Source organism: Chryseobacterium turcicum, from assembly GCF_021010565.1.
GTDB lineage: Bacteria > Bacteroidota > Bacteroidia > Flavobacteriales > Weeksellaceae > Chryseobacterium > Chryseobacterium turcicum.
In genome coordinates, this window is the sequence record NZ_JAJNAY010000001.1 from 2781452 (window position 1) to 2799433 (window position 17982).

Annotated in this window: 14 protein-coding genes; 1 reads left to right on the forward strand and 13 read right to left on the reverse strand. The window is 33.6% G+C overall.

What is annotated here, in order from left to right; translation table 11 throughout:
• Positions 1 to 59: 59 nt before the first annotated feature.
• The 11 genes from LO744_RS12755 to LO744_RS12805 all read right to left on the reverse strand — a co-directional run bounded on the left by LO744_RS12755 (position 60) and on the right by LO744_RS12805 (position 12142).
• Positions 60 to 578: a hypothetical protein gene (locus LO744_RS12755; RefSeq protein ID WP_230669781.1), complete on the reverse strand. Its 519-nt coding sequence runs from the start codon at positions 576 to 578 to the stop codon at positions 60 to 62.
• An 89-nt stretch (positions 579 to 667) separates the two neighbouring features.
• Positions 668 to 2197 (reverse strand): glutamine-hydrolyzing GMP synthase, encoded by a 1530-nt coding sequence (guaA, locus tag LO744_RS12760; protein WP_230669783.1) that lies wholly within the window; start codon positions 2195 to 2197, stop codon positions 668 to 670.
• Between the two features lie 313 nt (positions 2198 to 2510).
• Complete coding sequence (gene purD, locus LO744_RS12765; protein ID WP_230669785.1) at positions 2511 to 3749, reverse strand: phosphoribosylamine--glycine ligase; 1239 nt, start codon at positions 3747 to 3749, stop codon at positions 2511 to 2513.
• Positions 3750 to 3837: 88 nt separating this feature from the next.
• A complete protein-coding gene (gene purH / locus LO744_RS12770; RefSeq protein WP_230669787.1) occupies positions 3838 to 5352 on the reverse strand; it encodes a bifunctional phosphoribosylaminoimidazolecarboxamide formyltransferase/IMP cyclohydrolase in 1515 nt (504 codons plus the stop codon).
• Between the two features lie 305 nt (positions 5353 to 5657).
• Positions 5658 to 6230: a phosphoribosylglycinamide formyltransferase gene (gene purN / locus LO744_RS12775; RefSeq protein ID WP_230669789.1), complete on the reverse strand. Its 573-nt coding sequence runs from the start codon at positions 6228 to 6230 to the stop codon at positions 5658 to 5660.
• 254 nt (positions 6231 to 6484) lie between these two features.
• Entirely contained in the window at positions 6485 to 7477 is a 993-nt protein-coding gene (gene purM / locus LO744_RS12780; protein WP_230669791.1) for a phosphoribosylformylglycinamidine cyclo-ligase, read from the reverse strand.
• A 271-nt stretch (positions 7478 to 7748) separates the two neighbouring features.
• Entirely contained in the window at positions 7749 to 8306 is a 558-nt protein-coding gene (locus tag LO744_RS12785; protein WP_230669793.1) for an NADPH-dependent FMN reductase, read from the reverse strand.
• Positions 8307 to 8451: 145 nt separating this feature from the next.
• A complete protein-coding gene (locus LO744_RS12790) occupies positions 8452 to 9180 on the reverse strand; it encodes a pirin family protein (protein ID WP_230669795.1) in 729 nt (242 codons plus the stop codon).
• 243 nt (positions 9181 to 9423) lie between these two features.
• The gene (locus LO744_RS12795) at positions 9424 to 9954 is read right to left on the reverse strand and encodes a nuclear transport factor 2 family protein (RefSeq protein WP_230669797.1); all 531 of its coding nucleotides are present in this window, start codon (positions 9952 to 9954) and stop codon (positions 9424 to 9426) included.
• 121 nt (positions 9955 to 10075) lie between these two features.
• Positions 10076 to 11128: a succinylglutamate desuccinylase/aspartoacylase family protein gene (locus LO744_RS12800; RefSeq protein ID WP_230669799.1), complete on the reverse strand. Its 1053-nt coding sequence runs from the start codon at positions 11126 to 11128 to the stop codon at positions 10076 to 10078.
• Positions 11129 to 11140: 12 nt separating this feature from the next.
• Positions 11141 to 12142, reverse strand: coding sequence for a bile acid:sodium symporter (locus tag LO744_RS12805; RefSeq protein WP_230669801.1), 1002 nt, complete (start codon positions 12140 to 12142; stop codon positions 11141 to 11143).
• A 150-nt stretch (positions 12143 to 12292) separates the two neighbouring features.
• Here LO744_RS12805 and metG point away from each other — a divergent pair, with 150 nt between their 5' ends.
• Positions 12293 to 14329, forward strand: a complete 2037-nt coding sequence (gene metG, locus LO744_RS12810; protein ID WP_230669803.1) for a methionine--tRNA ligase — start codon at positions 12293 to 12295, stop codon at positions 14327 to 14329.
• A gap of 197 nt (positions 14330 to 14526) precedes the next feature.
• On the opposite strand, the gene LO744_RS12815 is transcribed toward metG, so the two are convergent.
• Together LO744_RS12815 and LO744_RS12820 are read right to left on the reverse strand one after the other, a co-directional pair.
• The gene (locus LO744_RS12815; protein ID WP_230669805.1) at positions 14527 to 16131 is read right to left on the reverse strand and encodes a glycoside hydrolase family 10 protein; all 1605 of its coding nucleotides are present in this window, start codon (positions 16129 to 16131) and stop codon (positions 14527 to 14529) included.
• A 348-nt stretch (positions 16132 to 16479) separates the two neighbouring features.
• Positions 16480 to 17907, reverse strand: a complete 1428-nt coding sequence (locus LO744_RS12820; RefSeq protein ID WP_230669807.1) for a T9SS type A sorting domain-containing protein — start codon at positions 17905 to 17907, stop codon at positions 16480 to 16482.
• Positions 17908 to 17982: the final 75 nt, after the last annotated feature.

Here is a 17982-nt window from a genome sequence, read left to right on the forward strand (position 1 = left end):
TGTAGTAAAATTTGTTTTAAAATATACAAAAAATCCCACCAAAAGACAGGATTTAAATTTTACTTGGAATAATCTGGTAAAGATAGTTCAGAAATATTACTAAATTCAACAGAATCTTTTACCGTATTATATTTCATATACATTGTGCGCCATTTTTCTTTCATCGCTTCTTCCTTTGTAAAAGCATGTTCTTTTACCATAAAATGTTCTTTCATATGGTCAAAATCCTCATATTTCAGTTTAAAAATATTTTCCAATTTTTGAGTTACAAGAAATTCGTAATCTTTATACTTAAAATAACCATATTTCTGACTTTTAATTTCATCATTTACTCTAGGTGAATTATCATTAATGATTGTAGGCTTTTGATTTGTGAACAGTAAATCCAATTGTTTTTTTTCAGGATTTTCAAATCCTGACACAATTATAAATTTCACTTTTTTCTTAGCATTAGAATCTTCAATAAATTTATCAATCTCAGTAATTATTTTCTTTTGGCTAATAACTTCATTGATTTCGGGATTTTTACTGCATGCAGACAATACCAGTAAGATAGCTGCAATTAAAATATTTTTCATAGACAATTAGTTTCAAAAATTTTATAAACAAAAATAAATCAAAAAATCCCACCAAAAGGCAGGATTTATATTTAAAATTCAAATCAAGATTACTCCCACTCTATTGTTGCAGGTGGTTTGCTTGAAATGTCGTATGCTACTCTGTTGATACCTCTTACTTCGTTAATGATTCTGCTTGAAACTGTATCTAAAAACTCGTAAGGAAGTCTGCTCCAAGTTGCCGTCATAAAGTCGATGGTGTTTGCTGAACGAACTACTGCTGTGTATTCGTACGTTCTTTCGTCACCCATTACTCCTACAGATTTTACAGGAAGTAAAACGACAAACGCCTGAGAAACTTTATCGTACAAGTCATTTTTATACAATTCTTCGATAAAAATATCGTCAGCTTCCTGAAGAATTTTTACTTTTTCTTCATCTACAGCGCCCAAAATTCTGATTCCTAAACCTGGACCAGGGAAAGGGTGTCTGTGTACCAAGTGATGAGGAATACCTAATTCTTCACCCACTTTTCTTACTTCGTCTTTGAATAATTCTCTCAAAGGCTCCAACAATTCAAACTCCATTTCTTCAGGAAGTCCGCCTACGTTGTGGTGAGATTTGATTACTGCAGAAGGTCCGTTTACAGACTGACTTTCGATAACGTCTGGGTAAATCGTTCCTTGTGCTAAGAATTTTGCTCCTTCAATTTTGTGAGATTCTTCGTCGAAAACATGAATAAATTCGTTTCCAATGATTTTTCTTTTAGCTTCAGGATCATCAACTCCTGCTAATTTTGAAAGGAATCTTTCTTTTGCATCAACCAATTTAATGTTCATATGGAAATGTTCTCCATAGTTTTCCATTACTTTTACGTCTTCGTCTTTTCTCAACAATCCTGTATCTACAAAGATACATTGTAATTGATCACCAATCGCTTTGTGAATTAAAACTGCTGCAACAGAAGAATCTACTCCTCCTGAAAGACCAAGAATCACTTTTTGATCACCTACTTTTTCTTTGATTTCGGCAACTGTTTTTTCGATATAGTTGGTCAATTTCCAGTTTTTCTCTGCATTACAGATTGGAAACACGAAATTTTCTAACATTTTACCTCCTTCTTCTGTGTGAGAAACTTCCGGGTGGAACTGTACGCAATAGATTTTCTTCTCTTCATTAGAAATTGAAGCGATTACTCCTGATTTTGCGTTTAATTCAAAACCTGCCGGCAATTCTCCAACCTCGTCAAAGTGGCTCATCCAGACAATAGAATTGTTGGTTACTCCTTTTAATAAAGAAGACTCTTTTACGATTTCTAAATGTGCTTTTCCGTATTCTCCTTTTTCTCCTTTGTGTACTTTTCCACCTAAGAGATGTGCTGTAAGCTGCATTCCGTAGCAAATTCCTAAAACAGGAATTCCTTGCTCGTACAATTCTTTTTCAACCAAATGAGCGTTTTCTGCATTTACAGAGCTTGGCCCACCTGAAAGGATAATTCCTCTCGGTTGCTTTTCTAAAATTGTTTCTAATGGTGTATTGAAAGGTAAAATTTCAGAATAAACACCCATCTCACGGATTCTTCTTCCGATAAGCTGGTTGTACTGAGAACCGAAATCTAATATGATAATACCGTTGTTCATTTTTATAATTGATAAATGATGATTGATAATTAATGAGTTTCAATTTATTTAAATTTTTAAAAGAATGTTTGTCATTCCGTAGGAATCTAAACTCTTTATTTTTTTATCATTACCGCAGAGATTCCTACGGAATGACAAAAATGCATTTATTAAAATTAAATTAACTCATATATTTTTTAAACTAATCTTTTAAGCTTTGGCTAAAGCCAAATTTCATATCTCACTTTTGAAATCGGGCTAAAGCCCGATCCTATTGATGAAACTTTTACAAAAAAAGACCTGGATTACTCCAAATCTTTTTTCGTGATTTATTTTAAAACTTTCCGATGTCTTCTCTGTAGAAGCCGTAATCGAAATGTACGTGACTTGCATCTTCGTACACTTTTTTACGAGCATCGTCGTAAGTTGCTCCTGTTGCAACGATATTTAAAACTCTACCGCCGTTTGAAACTACTTTATCTCCTTTTTTGATGGCACCTGCGTATAAAAGCTGACTGTGTCTCACTTTTTCTTCACCAGTGATTTCAAAACCTACTTCCATATTTCTAGGGTAACCTCCAGAACACATTACAAGACAAACTGCTTTTTCGTCTTTAAATTTAAGTTTGATTTCTTTACCGTCCATACAGTCGTTGATTACATCAAGAAGATTATTCTCCATTAACGCCATCAAAACCTGAGTTTCAGGATCTCCGAATCTCATGTTGTATTCTAATAAGTAAGTTCCGTTTTTGGTAATCATCAATCCGAAGAAAATCATTCCTTTGAACGTGAAACCTTCAGCTTTAAGACCTTTTACGGTAGGATTCAAAATATTATTTTCGAAATCTACGTAATGTACTTCGGTGAATTCAGGGCTTGGAGCTACTGAACCCATTCCGCCTGTATTAGGACCTGTATCGCCGTTTCCTACTTTTTTGTAATCTTTAGCTGCAATACATGGGTATATTTTTTCGCCATTTGAGAATGCAATAATTGAAGCTTCAAAACCTACTAAATGTTCTTCAATAACCAAACGGATTCCTGCATCACCATAGATTCTTCTGATCATAAAATCGTGAATCGTAGCTTCTGCTTCCTCCAAAGTTTCGCAGATAACAACTCCTTTTCCACCAGCAAGACCACTCGCTTTGATTACTAAAGGATATTCTTGTTTTTGAACATATTCTTTAGCTTCAGGATAAGAATCAAACACGACTGCTTTTGCCGTTTTGATATCATAGGTCTGCATAAATTTCTTAGAAAAAGCTTTACTACCTTCTAAGCTTGCCACTTTTTGATTAGGACCAAAAACTTTAAGATTATGTTTCTTAAACTCGTCCTTCAAACCAGCTACAAGAGGAGCTTCTGGGCCTACAATCGTAAGGTCTACCTGCTCTTTAATTGCAAAATCTCTAAGTTCTTTAATCTCTGATAAATGAACATTTTTTCCTATTTTGTCGGTCGTTGCGTTTCCGTTGGCAAAAAACATTTGACTCACTCTAGAATCTTTCTGAAGTTTTGCTGCCAAAGCAGATTCTCTTCCACCTTCACCTATGATTAATATTCTCATGCTTTATTTATTATCTAGTCTATTGTACAAATATATAATTTTGAATGCTATAAATACAATCCCAAATTATTTTTTAATTCTATTTTAATTAATGGAAAAAATGTCTAATCCCAGTAAACATCATCGGAATTTTGTGCTCATTGGCTGCTTCGATGCTGTCTTGGTCTTTTACACTTCCACCCGGCTGAATAATTGCCGTAATACCTTCCTGAGCGCAGAAATCTACTACATCACGGAAAGGGAAAAACGCATCAGAAGCTAAAACTAAGTCTCCTGTGAATTTTTCTTTTGCTCTTTCAATAGCTTGCTGCGTTGCCCAGATTCTGTTTACCTGTCCACCTCCGATACCGAAAGCCTGGATTCCGTTTGATACAACGATTGCGTTAGATTTTACATATTTTACGACTCTCTGAGAGAATAATAATGCTTTTTTCTGCTCTTCTGTTGGTTGAGTTTCTGTAACTACTTTAATATCATCTGAGAAAATACTGTCGTTATCCTGAACTAAAATTCCACCGTCAACCTTTACCCAAGTCTGTTTGTCTGAAACTGGGTTAACGATTTTTATAATTCTTAAATTTTTCTTTTTTCTTAGAATTTCCAAAGCATCTTCATCAAAATCTGGAGCCATTACAATCTCAAGGAAAGTTTTGTTTAATTCTTCCGCTGTTGCTGCGTCGATTTTGTAGTTCATTGCAACAATTCCGCCAAAGATAGAAACAGGATCACATTCGAAAGTTTTTGCATATGTTTCCAACGCTGAAGTTCCGATAGCAACTCCACAAGGTGTAGAATGCTTTACCGCACAACAAGCCATTTCTTCTTTAAATTCTGTCACAACTTTCCAGCAAAGATCCATATCACGAAGATTATTGAAAGACAATTCCTTACCTCCCAATTGTTCGAAATCTTTCATCGCTCCATTTTCGAAAGTAGAAGCATAATAAGCTGCAGTCTGATGAGGGTTTTCACCGTATCTAAGGTCTGCAACTTTTTTGTAAGAAACGCTTAAATACGTTGGATATTCTTCGTCTAAAAGCATTCTTGAAATTGCTGCATCATAAGCAGAAGTCAAATTGAATACTTTTCCTGCCAATCTTTTACGAGTTTCGATAAGCGTATCGCCATTCTCCTCCATTTCGATTTTCACTTTCGCATAATCTTCAACGTCAGTAAGCACGGTTACAGAGTCGAAGTTTTTAGCAGCAGAACGAAGCATTGAAGGACCTCCGATATCGATAAATTCTACCTTTTCGTGAAGAGGAATATCTTTATTTACATTTTCAAAGAAAGGGTAAAGATTTACGATAACCATGTCGATTAAACCAATTCCGTGTTCCTGAACGGTTTTCATGTGCTCTTCATTCGCACGAACTGCCAATAAACCACCGTGAACTTTTGGGTGTAAAGTTTTCACTCTTCCATCCAACATCTCAGGAAAATCGGTTACTTCATCAATCTGAATTGGATTTAAACCAGCCTCTTTCAAATGTTTGAAAGTCCCACCAGTAGAAATCAATTCATAATTTTGGGATTCCAAAAACTGTGCGAATTCTGTTAATCCGCTTTTGTCAGAAACACTGATCAAAACTCTCTTGCTCATAGATTTTCATTTTTTTTTGAAGTCGAAACCGCATTGATTGCGGTTTTCCCTTCTTTTTACTTTTTTTAATAGGATTTTCATCCTATCCTTTAATAAGCTGTCCCCATTGGGACTTTTTCAACTTTTACTTTTTACAGTTATTTCAAACTGTAGACCGGTTCTTTCACCTCCGATCTTACTTTTACTTAGATTTTTTACTTTTTCGAAATTCTTTTTTTTTATCTAAGTGTTTCTTTTATTTTAATGTAGCAATGTATCAGTTTAACAATATAACAATTCGTTATAGTTGGTAAATTGTTACATTACTAGATTGGTACATTATTTAGTACTTTATTAATTGCTATTGGAAAAATTTCATATTCAATTTTGTGAACTTTTTCAGCAACGGTTTCGGGAGTATCCTTTTCTGTAACTTCGAATGATTTTTGAAGAATCGCTTCTCCTTCGTCAATCCCGGGAGTTACAAAATGTACAGTTGCTCCGCTTTCTTTTTCTTTAGCTTCAATCACCGCATTATGCACATGATGTCCCCACATTCCTTTTCCTCCAAATTTTGGAAGCAAAGCTGGATGAATATTAATTATTTTCCCAACCCAGTTTTCACAAAACTCAGGTTTTAGAATAGATAAAAATCCTGCCAGTACAATTAAATCTGTATTTTCCGGAATGATTTTACTCAATTCGCTGCTGAAGTTTTTTCCTCTCGGAATCAAAACATTTTCTATGTTGTGATTTTTCGCTCTTTCTAATCCGAAACATTCTCTGTCGGCAACTACTAAAGATACTTTTGCATTTTGGATTTCTCCGCTATCAATGGTATCGATAATTCGCTGAAGATTACTTCCTGAACCTGAAACGAGTATTACTAAGTTTTTCATAAATTAATGTAACACTATATCAGTTTAACAATGTAGCAATACTTAAAATTGGTAAACTGATACATTGGTAGATTGTTATATTGAAAGAAGTGTTTTTTCACTTCCTTCTGTTTTGTAATCCTTGTCAAGGTTTGAAACCTTGACAAGGCTTTCTATATTATTAACTAGCCCCGATTGCAGCGACATCCTTTTTCTGAAATGCTTTGTAAAAAAGCGATGGCGAAAAAGATATAGCGGAAAGCGGGATTAAGCTTCTAAAATTTCAAATCTATTTTCTCGCTTCCTTCTGTGATTTCTCCGATTTCGTAAGCATCATCAAGAAGGTGCAACACTTTCTCAGCATGTTCTGCATCTACCACTACAATCATTCCTACTCCCATGTTGAAAGTTCCGAACATCTCTTCATGAGCTACTCCACCTCTTTTTTCTAATTCCACCATGATACTTGGAATCTGGATTTTTGAAGCATCAATTGAAGCACATAATCCGTCACCGATAATTCTTGGAATATTTTCGTACAAACCACCTCCCGTAATGTGAGCGATACCTGCAACTTTTACTTCTTCGATTACCTTGTGAATATCTTTATAATACAATCTTGTAGGAACTAAAAGTGTTTCGTACAAAGGCTTTCCTTCAAATTCTTCGTTGAAATCTGGGAATACTTTTCTTACTAAAGAAAATCCGTTTGAGTGGAAACCTGAACTTGGTAAAGCAATAATTTTATCTCCTGGTTTAATTTTTGAACCATCAATAATCTGGTCTTTCTCAACAATTCCTACGCAGAATCCGGCAACATCATAGTCTCCCGGCTTGTACATTCCCGGCATTTCAGCAGTTTCACCACCGATAAGCGCACAGTTATTGTCTTTACAAGCTTCTACCATTCCTAAAACGATTTCTGCAGCAATTTCAGAATCTAATTTTCCGCAAGCCAAGTAATCTAAGAAAAACAATGGTTTTGCACCATGACAAAGAATATCATTGGCACACATTGCGAAACAGTCAACCCCGATAGAGTCGTATTTCTTTGAGTCTAAAGCTACTTTTAGTTTAGTCCCAACGCCATCAGTTCCTGAAACTAACACTGGATTTTTATAACCTCCAATCTCATAGAAAGCTCCAAAGCTTCCTAAATGATTCAAAACATTAGAATTGTGAGTTTCGCCCACCGCTTTTTTGATTTTGTCAACGGTTTTGTAACCTTCTTCTTTGTCTACTCCTGCAGATTTGTACGTGTTGCTCATGTTTTATAATTTAGCAATGTATCAATGTAATAATGTAACAATGTTTAAAATTGGTAAACTGTTACATTGATAAATTGGTACATTTTATTTTTACTTTTATATCAATTTTAGAAAACAAAAAAGCCGACAATCTTGGTAGATTATCGGCCGTTATTTTATGTCAGAATTTCAGAGTCCACAATTTTCCCTTTTTCGGAGAAACATTCTTTAAAAGTGGTCTGAATATTCATTACTTTTTCTTTTTGCAAAGATATTAATTTTATATTAATTTTCAAATGCTATTTTCTAAGATTATTTCAACAGCCGAAATCTTATTTAATTTTTCTTGTAACTCACTGTCTTTTTCGATGTTAGAGATTTTATTATTTTCTCTATCGAAGTTATCATTAAAGAAGGGAAGCGTGAAAGTATCGATAATATTCCCTCCGTGTAAAGGAAAACGTTTTTCTGCAGCTTCCAAAACTCCCAAACCACCTCTTCCACCAGGAGCTGTAGCCATTAGTAGCATTGGTTTTTTGTTCCAAACTGCTCTGTCTTTAATTCTTGAAGTCCAGTCGAAAACATTTTTGAATGCTGTAGAATACGTTCCGTTGTGCTCTGATAAAGAAACCAAAAGAATATCTGCCGCATCAATTTTTTCAGCAAAGTTTTTAGCTTCCTGAGGAACTCCACTTTCTACTTCACGCTGGTGTTTGTAGATTGGCATTTCAAAATCGTTCATATCTACGATTTCTACTTCTGTATTTTCGATTAATGAAGCTGCGTAAGAAACTAATAATTTATTGATTGATGTGTCGGAATTACTTCCTGCAATTGCTAAAATTTTCATTGTATAATTTAAAATTTGTCTGATTTTTATTTGTTTTATTCTTGCTGTGCATAAACCACCCCGTCAAAAAATCGAAGATTTTTCGCCACCCCTCCAATGGAGGGGAATTTTTGAGTAGAAATTTTGATTGTGCAAAATTAAGAGTTTATTTCAGATAAGCTGGTAATTCCATAGGAACTTCCATTAAAAGGATTTCGATATCTTCTGTTGCTTCGATGTTGAAACTTTGAGTATCCCAAATTCCTAAACCGTCTCTTTCTCCTAAAACTCTGTCACCAATTTTTGCACTTCCTTTTAAAACAAATGCATAAACGCCATTTCCTTTTTTGTTAAGCATGTAGTTTTTACCGTTTCCTTTGGTGAATTTAGCTAAATTAAACCATGCATCCTGATGAATCCAAACTCCGGCATCGTTTTTATTAGGGGATAGAATCTGTTGAAAGCCATTTTCTTTTGCTCCGTCTGTAATGCTTATTTGGTCGTATCTTGGCTCAACACCAACTTCTCTTGGGAAAACCCAGATTTGTAAAAACTTTACTTCTTCGTCTTTATTTTTATTGTATTCACTGTGCTGAACTCCTGTTCCGGCGCTCATTACCTGAATTTCTCCTTTTCTGATTACTGCAGTGGTTCCCATAGAATCTTTATGCTCTAAATCTCCTTCTAATGGAATTGAAATAATTTCCATATCTCTGTGTGGATGTGTTCCGAAACCCATTCCTTGAGAAACCGTATCATCATTTAAAACTCTTAAAGCTCCAAAACTCATTCTTTCAGGGTTTTGATAGCCTGCAAAACTGAATGTATGGTAAGAATTTAACCAACCGTGATTGGCGTGACCTCTTGTATCTGCTTTGTGATAAACTGTTTTCATATCTTTATTATTTATTTGCTATTTTATTATGGTACAAATGTACAGCTTGCAGGTTTCGGAAATGTTGATGTAAGGTAAGAAAGGATTTTTGTGAATAGTGAATCGTCAATTTTCTTAGAAGTGAATTTTAATGCTGCACATTTATTATAAGTTTTGACTAAAGCCCATCTTCCTTAAAACATAAAAAGCGGACTAAAGCCCGCTCCTATTGATGAAATTATTAATCCTAATCCGACAAATAATTTATTTTTTGTTATTTTTTAATTCCGTTAAAATATCATCTTCCATTGCTGCTTTTTCAGCAACTACTTTATCAACCACATCATTTGGAACCGTCATCGAAAGCACATATTGTTTTACCTTCCATTGCCCGTTGATTTTTTCTACAACTCCAGAACCACGGCAGATTTTCATTTGTGTGTCGAGCAACTCATCAAACCAAGCCAGCTTTCCGTCTTTGCTGAAATAAATATTTCTTTTCACAGAAGTAAAATTCCAGGTTTTCTTTTTATCAAAATAAGGCTTTGCCCAGGTTTTAAATTCTTGCTTATTCCAGATTTCAGTAGCATCGGTTCCTATAAACGTAGATTCATCTGCAAAATAATTGAAGTATTTTTCAAATTCTGAATTCGCAGCAGCAACATTAAAGTCATCGAGCATTTTTGAAATTGCTGTTTTTTCGTTTTCAAATTTTGAATCTTTAGATTGTGCTGAAAAGCTTGAAAAAGTAAAGAGTAAAATTACTAAGACAAAAAGAAGTTTTGTTTTTTTCATTATTATTAAAATTGTATTATGTACTTTATGATGTTGAATTTTAACGTTAAGGTCGCAAAGTTTTTATTTAATTGAGAATATTTTTCGTTCGCAAAGGCGTTTCACTCAGCGAAAATCGCAATTACAATTCATTATAGCCTATACAAAAAAGAGTTTCTCCTTTGTTTACAGGTGGGGTTCCTACTTTGTATAAAATAATTCCGTCAGTTTGCGAGACGATGTCTTGTTTTTTATTTCCAAATTCGTCGGTAATATAGCCTAAAATTTGGTTCTTTTTTACCTTATCTCCACTTTTTAAATTGCTGTAGAAAATTCCGTTTTCAGGAACTCTGATATAATCCTGTTGATTAAGAAGAACAGTTGCTTTTTTAGTAACAGCTTTTGATTTTCTCATTATATAATTTCCTGAGTGTTCAAGCATATTGTATATCGCAGTTTTAATCAAATCTACATTCTCTTTCTGAACTGTTCCTAACTTTCCGGCTTCAATACTCAAAGCTGTAATTCCCTGTTGAGTAGCTTCTTTAAACGCGTATTTAGACTGGTCGGTTGATTTTAATGTATAAGGATAAGAAACCACATACTTAATTCGTGATTTTATAGATAATTCGTGAGCTTTTTTAGTATTTTCAGCGGCGTCTTTTCTGTTGTAATAGCAAACAAAAGGTAGCAAATCTTCACTCGCATCTCCGCCGTGAATATCTAAAAATATCGTTGAATTAGGAATAATTTCTTTCGTAATTAAATGAGCAATCTGGTCAGTCGGAGTTCCGTTTGACAACCCTGGAAAAGCCGTATTCAAATTTTTCTGGTCTAAAGGATTAATAAAAGGTGTTCTTTTTTGAAAAGACTCCACATTAGCAATCGGAATGATGATTAAACTTCCTTTTATATTTTCTGGCTGAATTTCTTTTAGCAATTCCTGAACAGCAATAATCGGTGGATATTCATACCCATGAATTCCTGCAACAATCGTAAAAACGGGGCCTTTTTCTTTTCCTTTTACAATTGTAACCGGCAAATAAGTTTCTTTTGATTCGCTTTTAATAGAAAATATAGTGTCTTTTCTGAATGAGCCATTTTGATTTAAAATTTCTTTTATCGATTGAGATTTCATCATTGAAAAAGAAACAAATACCGATAATACAACCGCTTTTGAAATTAAATTTGTCATTTTTAAATATAATTAAATTTTAGAATCAACAATTTCCATACGTTTTGCAATTTTATTGGCCAACCAACTCACATAAAACAATTGAAAGCTGTGATAAACCATTACAGGAAGCAGAAACAAGACTTTTTGTTCATCAGGAATTCCTAAAACCAAAAGAAATAAACTTCCGTGAACCAATGATTTTTTGGAGCCGCAAAAAGTAGCCGTAATGACTTCTTTCGGTTTAAAATTCATTTTCTCAGCTAGTATTTTAAGAATATAATAGACTGAAAAGAAGAGAAAAATCACACTCAAAGCTAAAATTAAAAATACCGCAGACGGAACTGAAGCGAAAATATTTTCTATAAACGCCCCTGAAAAGCTTTCATAAACAATTAATAAAATAATCAACCTATCAAATTCTGCAAAGATTTTGGAATATTTTGTAACCCATTTTTTGAAAACCGGATTTAGTAAAACACCTAAAATTATCGGTAATAAAACTTTAATTAAAAGTTGTTGAATAATTTCAGTCTGATTTCCCGAAGATGAGTTTGAAACTAAGAAAAAACTCATTAAAAGTGGTGTCATAATAATCCCAATCAAACCTGAAATCGAGGCATTAAAGATTGCAGACGTTACATTTCCCTTGGCAATAGAAACCATTACGACAGACGAAGAAACCGTTGAGGGTAAGCTCGCCAGGAAAAATACAGAAAGCCAAATATTGTAATACTCCGAATCTTTTATAAACGGATAAAAAATCAAAACTAATAAAGGAAAAATGATAAAAGTTCCAGACTGAATCAGCAAATGTAATTTCCAGTTGGACACATCTTTTACAACTTCTTTTAAATTTAATTTTAACCCATACAAAAGAAAAATCCCAGCAATTCCCCAATCGATAAACGCAGAAAGATTAAAATATTGGCTGTATGATGATTGAAAAGGAATCAGTTTCGCAAGCACAACCATGACAACAAGCAACAGAAGAAAAGTATTTTGCTTGGTAAAAATTTTAGTAATCAGCTTCATTAAAAATCATTTAAAAGAAAAATCCCTAAAATTTTTAGTTTTAAGGCCTATAAAATTAAAACAAAAAAATCACATCGAATTATTACACCATTCAATTCTGCAATTTTGGCAGATTATCTTTATCTTTGCAGACTTAAAACTATACTATAAATGTCAAACAAAAAGATGATTACGGCAGCTTTGCCTTATGCAAACGGGCCTGTTCATATTGGGCATTTGGCGGGAGTTTACATTCCTGCAGATGTTTATGCTAGATTTCAGAGAAGGTCAGGAAAAGATGTGGCGTTTATCTGCGGAAGCGATGAGCACGGAATTCCAATTACCATAAGAGCTAAAAAAGAAGGCGTTACACCACAAGATATCGTCGATAAATACCACGAAATCATTAAAAAATCATTCTCAGACTTGGGAATTTCTTTTGATGAATATTCTAGAACGACTTCACAAAATCATCGTGAGACGAGTCAGGATTTCTTTAAAGTGCTGCATGAAAAAGGGAAATTTACGGAAGAAATGTCTGAGCAATATTTTGATGAACAGGCAGGAGAATTCTTGGCAGACCGATATATTGTAGGAACTTGCCCTAATTGTGGTAATGACAACGCTTACGGAGACCAATGTGAAAAATGCGGTTCTACCCTTTCACCTTCAGAATTGATTAATCCAAAATCAATGTTGAGCGGAAATGTTCCTATTTTAAAAGAAACAAAAAACTGGTATTTACCTTTAAATGAATATGAAGATTTCCTGAACGAATGGATTATTGAAGGTCACAAGGATGACTGGAAACCTAACGTTTACGGACAAGTAAAATCTTGGTTAAATGACGGTTTGAAACCTCGCGCAATGACCAGAGATTTGAACTGGGGCGTTCCTGTTCCACTTCCGAATGCAGAAGGAAAAGTACTTTACGTTTGGTTTGATGCACCGATAGGTTACATTTCTTTCACTAAAGAATGGGCTGCGAAAAACGGAAAAGATTGGAAGGATTACTGGCAAAGTGAAAACTCTGATTTAGTTCACTTTATCGGAAAAGATAATATTGTGTTCCACTGTATTATTTTCCCTGCGATGATGAAGGCTCACGGAGACTACAAAATGCCAACAAATGTTCCCGCATTTGAATTTTTGAATCTTGAAAACGATAAAATTTCAACTTCAAGAAACTGGGCAGTTTGGGCGCATGAATATGTTCAGGATTTCCCAGGACAGCAGGATGTTTTGAGATACGCTTTATTGTCTTCAGCTCCTGAAACAAAGGATAATAACTTTACCTGGAAAGATTTTCAGACGAAAAACAATTCTGAATTAGTTGGAATTTTTGGAAACTTCATCAATAGAGTTGCTGTTTTAATTCATAAATATTATGATGGAATTGTTCCTCAAGGTGATGTAAATGCTCCTGAATTAGCAGAAATTAATAAATCAGCAAAAGAAATTTCTGGTTTCTTAGAAAACTATGAATTCAGAAATTCTTTAACCGCTTTGATGAATTTAGCAAGATTCGGAAACCAATATCTTCAAGCTGAAGAGCCTTGGAAAACGATTAAAGATAATCCTGAAAAAGCAGCGCAATCTTTATTTGTTGGAGCTCAGATTGCTGTTGCTTTGGCTCAGTTATGTGAACCGTTTATGCCTTTCAGTTCTGAGAAATTATTGACCATGTTTAATGTTCAAAAATCAGACTGGAAAGATATTGAAACAAAATCTGTTTTAATTGAAACTGGTCACCAAATCAACGAATCGTCTCTTCTTTTCTCAAAAATCGAAGATGATGTTATCGAAGCTCAAATCCAGAAATTGGAAGACACTAAACAAAATAATAAGAAAACAAATCCTAACGCCAATCCTATGAAAGAGGAAATTCAATTTGATGATTTTACAAAAATCGACTTAAGAACAGCAACTATTCTTACTGCTGAAAAAGTAGAAAAAGCAGACAAGCTTTTAAAATTCACAGTTGATACTGGTGTTGATGTAAGAACAGTCGTTTCTGGTGTTGCAGAAAGTTTTTCTCCGGAAGAATTAGTAGGAAAACAAGTCATGCTTTTATTAAATCTTGCCCCAAGAAAAATCAGAGGGATAGAATCTCAGGGAATGTTTTTATTAACGACCAAACCAGACGGAAAATTATCTTTCGTAACGCCTGATGACAGCAATGTTGAGAATGGTATTGAGATAGGATAAATTTCAAAATCTTAGATAAATAGAAAGACGCAAAATTTGCGTCTTTCTTTGTGTAAATATATTCTGTAAACAAATAAGACGTCTTAATTCTAGAATTAAGATGTCTTATTTGTTTAAGTTACCCGTGTAATTTTTCAAACTTAGCCGTGTGAATTTTAAATTGAAAAACTTTCATTCAAATCCACACCATCAAATAACTATTTTACCTTCTTCGCCATATAATCGCTTTCATTTCCTAAACGGTCAATTGCTTTTATGGCAATGGCATTTAAAGTTTTACCATCTTTAAATTTAGGAATTTCTTTTGTTAATTGGTCTAAAGTAAGAATTTCAGTTTCCCAAACGCCGTTGTATTGAGTGAAAAGCACCCATTGGAAAACATTTCCTATATTTTTGGTACTCCAACTTGTCTGTATAGAACTTCCGTTGTCTTTTACAAACAAATCTGGTTTCTGTAAAGGAATAGCTTTAATCCACGGACTTTTAGGTGTTAATGCTTTTTCTTTATATGGTCCGTTTTTCAAAGTCGGAAGCATATTTGAGTTTTTCGTTAAACCGGCAATACTCCAGTGCACTTCCCCTGCAGCATCAGCATTGAGAATTTGTCTAGATAATTCTACCTGACTTTTTATTTCGTTGGGTCTGTCAGAAACTTTCACTTCAACCGTATTTAAACCTGGCCAAAGATGGCGATTCATCGTATTTTCAGATTTCCACCAGTTTAATAATGAAGCAAAAGGTTGTCCTTTAGATTCTATCGGCCAATACAATTGTGGAGAGAAATAATCTACCCAACCTTTATTTAGCCATAATTTTGCATCAGCAAACAATTCGTCATATTGCGAAGAACCCACAATTCCTTCAGGATAACCAGGTTTCCAGATTCCAAACGGACTGATTCCGAATTTTACATAACTTTTTTCAGCATGAATTTCTTTGTAAATTCTTTCTACAAATTTATTCACTTGGTCTCTTCTCCAATCTGGTCTTGAAAGTGTACCGCCAGATTTTTGATACTCACTCCAACTCGCATTATCTGGAAAATCGGCACCTCTATTATACGTTGCGTAAGGATAAAAATAATCATCAAAATGTATCGCATCGATATCATATCTTTTCACAATATCTTTTACCACATTCGAAACGTGACCTTGAGTTCGAGGATTTGCTGGGTCAAACCAATACATTCCGTTTTTCAGTTTAATCGTGATATCTGAAAGTTTATTAGCCATCGACTGGCTGGTAACCGCTCCCCCATTCGAATGATGTGCTCTGTAGGGATTTAACCAGACGTGAAGTTCCATTCCTCGTTTGTGAGATTCTTCAATCCAAAACTGCAGAGGGTCATAATTCGGATATGGTGGCTCACCCGTTTTTCCGGTCAGAAAATAGGACCATGGTTCCAATTCGCTTGTATATAAAGCATCTGCAGAAGGTCGAGCTTGAAATATTACCGCATTAAAATTATTTTCCTGAAGCATATTCAACATATTAATAGCTTCAGCTTTTTGCTGTTCTACAGAAAGATTATTCCTTGAAGGCCAGTTGATGTTGGCAACACTTGCAATCCATACCCCACGAAATTCTCTTTTGATGGCTGGAAGATTAACTTTAAAGTCATTATCAATGGTCGTTGCAATCGGAGGAACAGATTTTGGATCCGGAGTTTTTATATCGCTCTTTGAAGGTTTTGTGTTTTTTGTTGCCTTTGGTTTTGGGGAAACTTCTCTCACCGCACACGACGTACTGAAAGATGCAAACATTCCTAATATGCAGACTAATTTTATTGTAGATATTCTCATAGATGATACCAAGAAGGGGGTTCTGAATTGTTAAAACACAAAACTAATGATATAAAAATCATTTCAAAAATCTTAGAATGTAAAATTTAGTTAAAACAAAAAAATGCAGAAAAAGCTTTGTAATTAAATAGTATAAAAGTTTACTTAGAATGTTTAGATTTAAATGAAAATAATTTATCTCGCAGATTTTGCTGATTTAGCAGATTAATACCTCTCCTTTTAATCTGCTAAATCTGTGCAATCTGAGAAAATTATATAAAAAATGATTAAAAAAAATCAAAAGCCAATCATACAGAATTTAAATTAGTAAAACTTAAACAGGCTCTTAGAGTAAATTTAAATATTCAATTAATCTACTTTGATAAGTTTTTTATTTACCACACCTGTTTTCGTGGTTATTTTTAAAATATAACTTCCTTTTGGAATATTTAAAGTAGACATTTCTTTTTTATTTGTTGATAATATTAATGTACCAGAATAGCTGTATAAATCCATTTTTAGTATTGATTTTTTTTCATCTTTAGCAATTATTGAATTACCAAATGGATTATTAACTACAATTGTATCATCTGCACTATTTTCAGTTGTACTTAAAGTCGGCTGATTTTCGATAATATTATATTTTATCACAGAGACATTATTGCTAGTTACACCAACCATAAAAATTGCATCACCTTTACTATAAAGATTAACATAAGATAAATATGGGGGAATTCCTGAGTCAGTAAAAAACTGTTGAGAATTTACATTAATCTGATTTCCATTTTCATCATATGCTAAAAAATTATATGGACCAAATGTCTGTGGAACTCCAAATATCAAATAATTTCCGTTGGGCGTATAAATTACATCTGTACTATTGCTGTTATAAACATTAGGATTAATAGGCAAATTGATATGCGAATTACTTCCAAAAGAAGATGCATTAAGATTTTCATCCGTTTTCATCAATCTTATTCCTGTGAAATTGGGTGTATTAAAAGGGTCTGAAGTAAATCTAAAATAATACAGGCTGTAATTATTTTTCACTTTTGTTCTGTAGTTTTCATAAAGAGCAATTGGATTCGAGTAAATTGAAGGTGCTTCTTTTTCTACAATACTTGATGTATGTGCATCTATTCTCGCTGTGCCACCAAAATTATCAAAAAACAATTTATTGCCCTTCATTACTGTTGGTTCTAACGGATAATTGCTATTATTAGATGTCACTAAACCATTAGTACCCACTGCCGAATCAAAGTTACCGGTTTGCAGATATTTTGTAAACCCATCATTTTTTATGAGTAACAAACCTCCGTCTTCAGTTGAAGTAAAATAACCTTCTATAATACTAAAATTATATGCTAAAATTCCATTATTAGAAAAACTACTATTAACGGTTCCGTTTGCATTGTAACTAATAATACGATTATTTATAGGAGAGGTATAAGGATCAGCATAGTTAATGTAAAATTTACCTCCGTTACCTTGTAGAAGTGTATGAAAAGTATCAGAACTGTTATCTAATTGAAGGTAGCCATTTTGAGCGAAACTATTATCTAAAATTCCATTTGAACTGATTTTTACAACATATCTATTCGAAATCATATCCGCCTTGTTGTTTGTTATCAGTAATGAATTATCATCTTGTATAAAAATTTCAACTCCATATCCATTTCCCTGATTATAAGTAAATATTCCATTATTCCCGAAAGAAGAATCTCTTTGTAACTGAATTTGCGCGTTGGAAGCACCAAAGAAGCCTATTAAACTGCTTAAAAGTAAATATTTTTTCATCGTATTGTATTTTAAATAAAAATACATAAAAAAATCAATAACAAATCACAAAAAAATGATTTTTAAATAAATAAT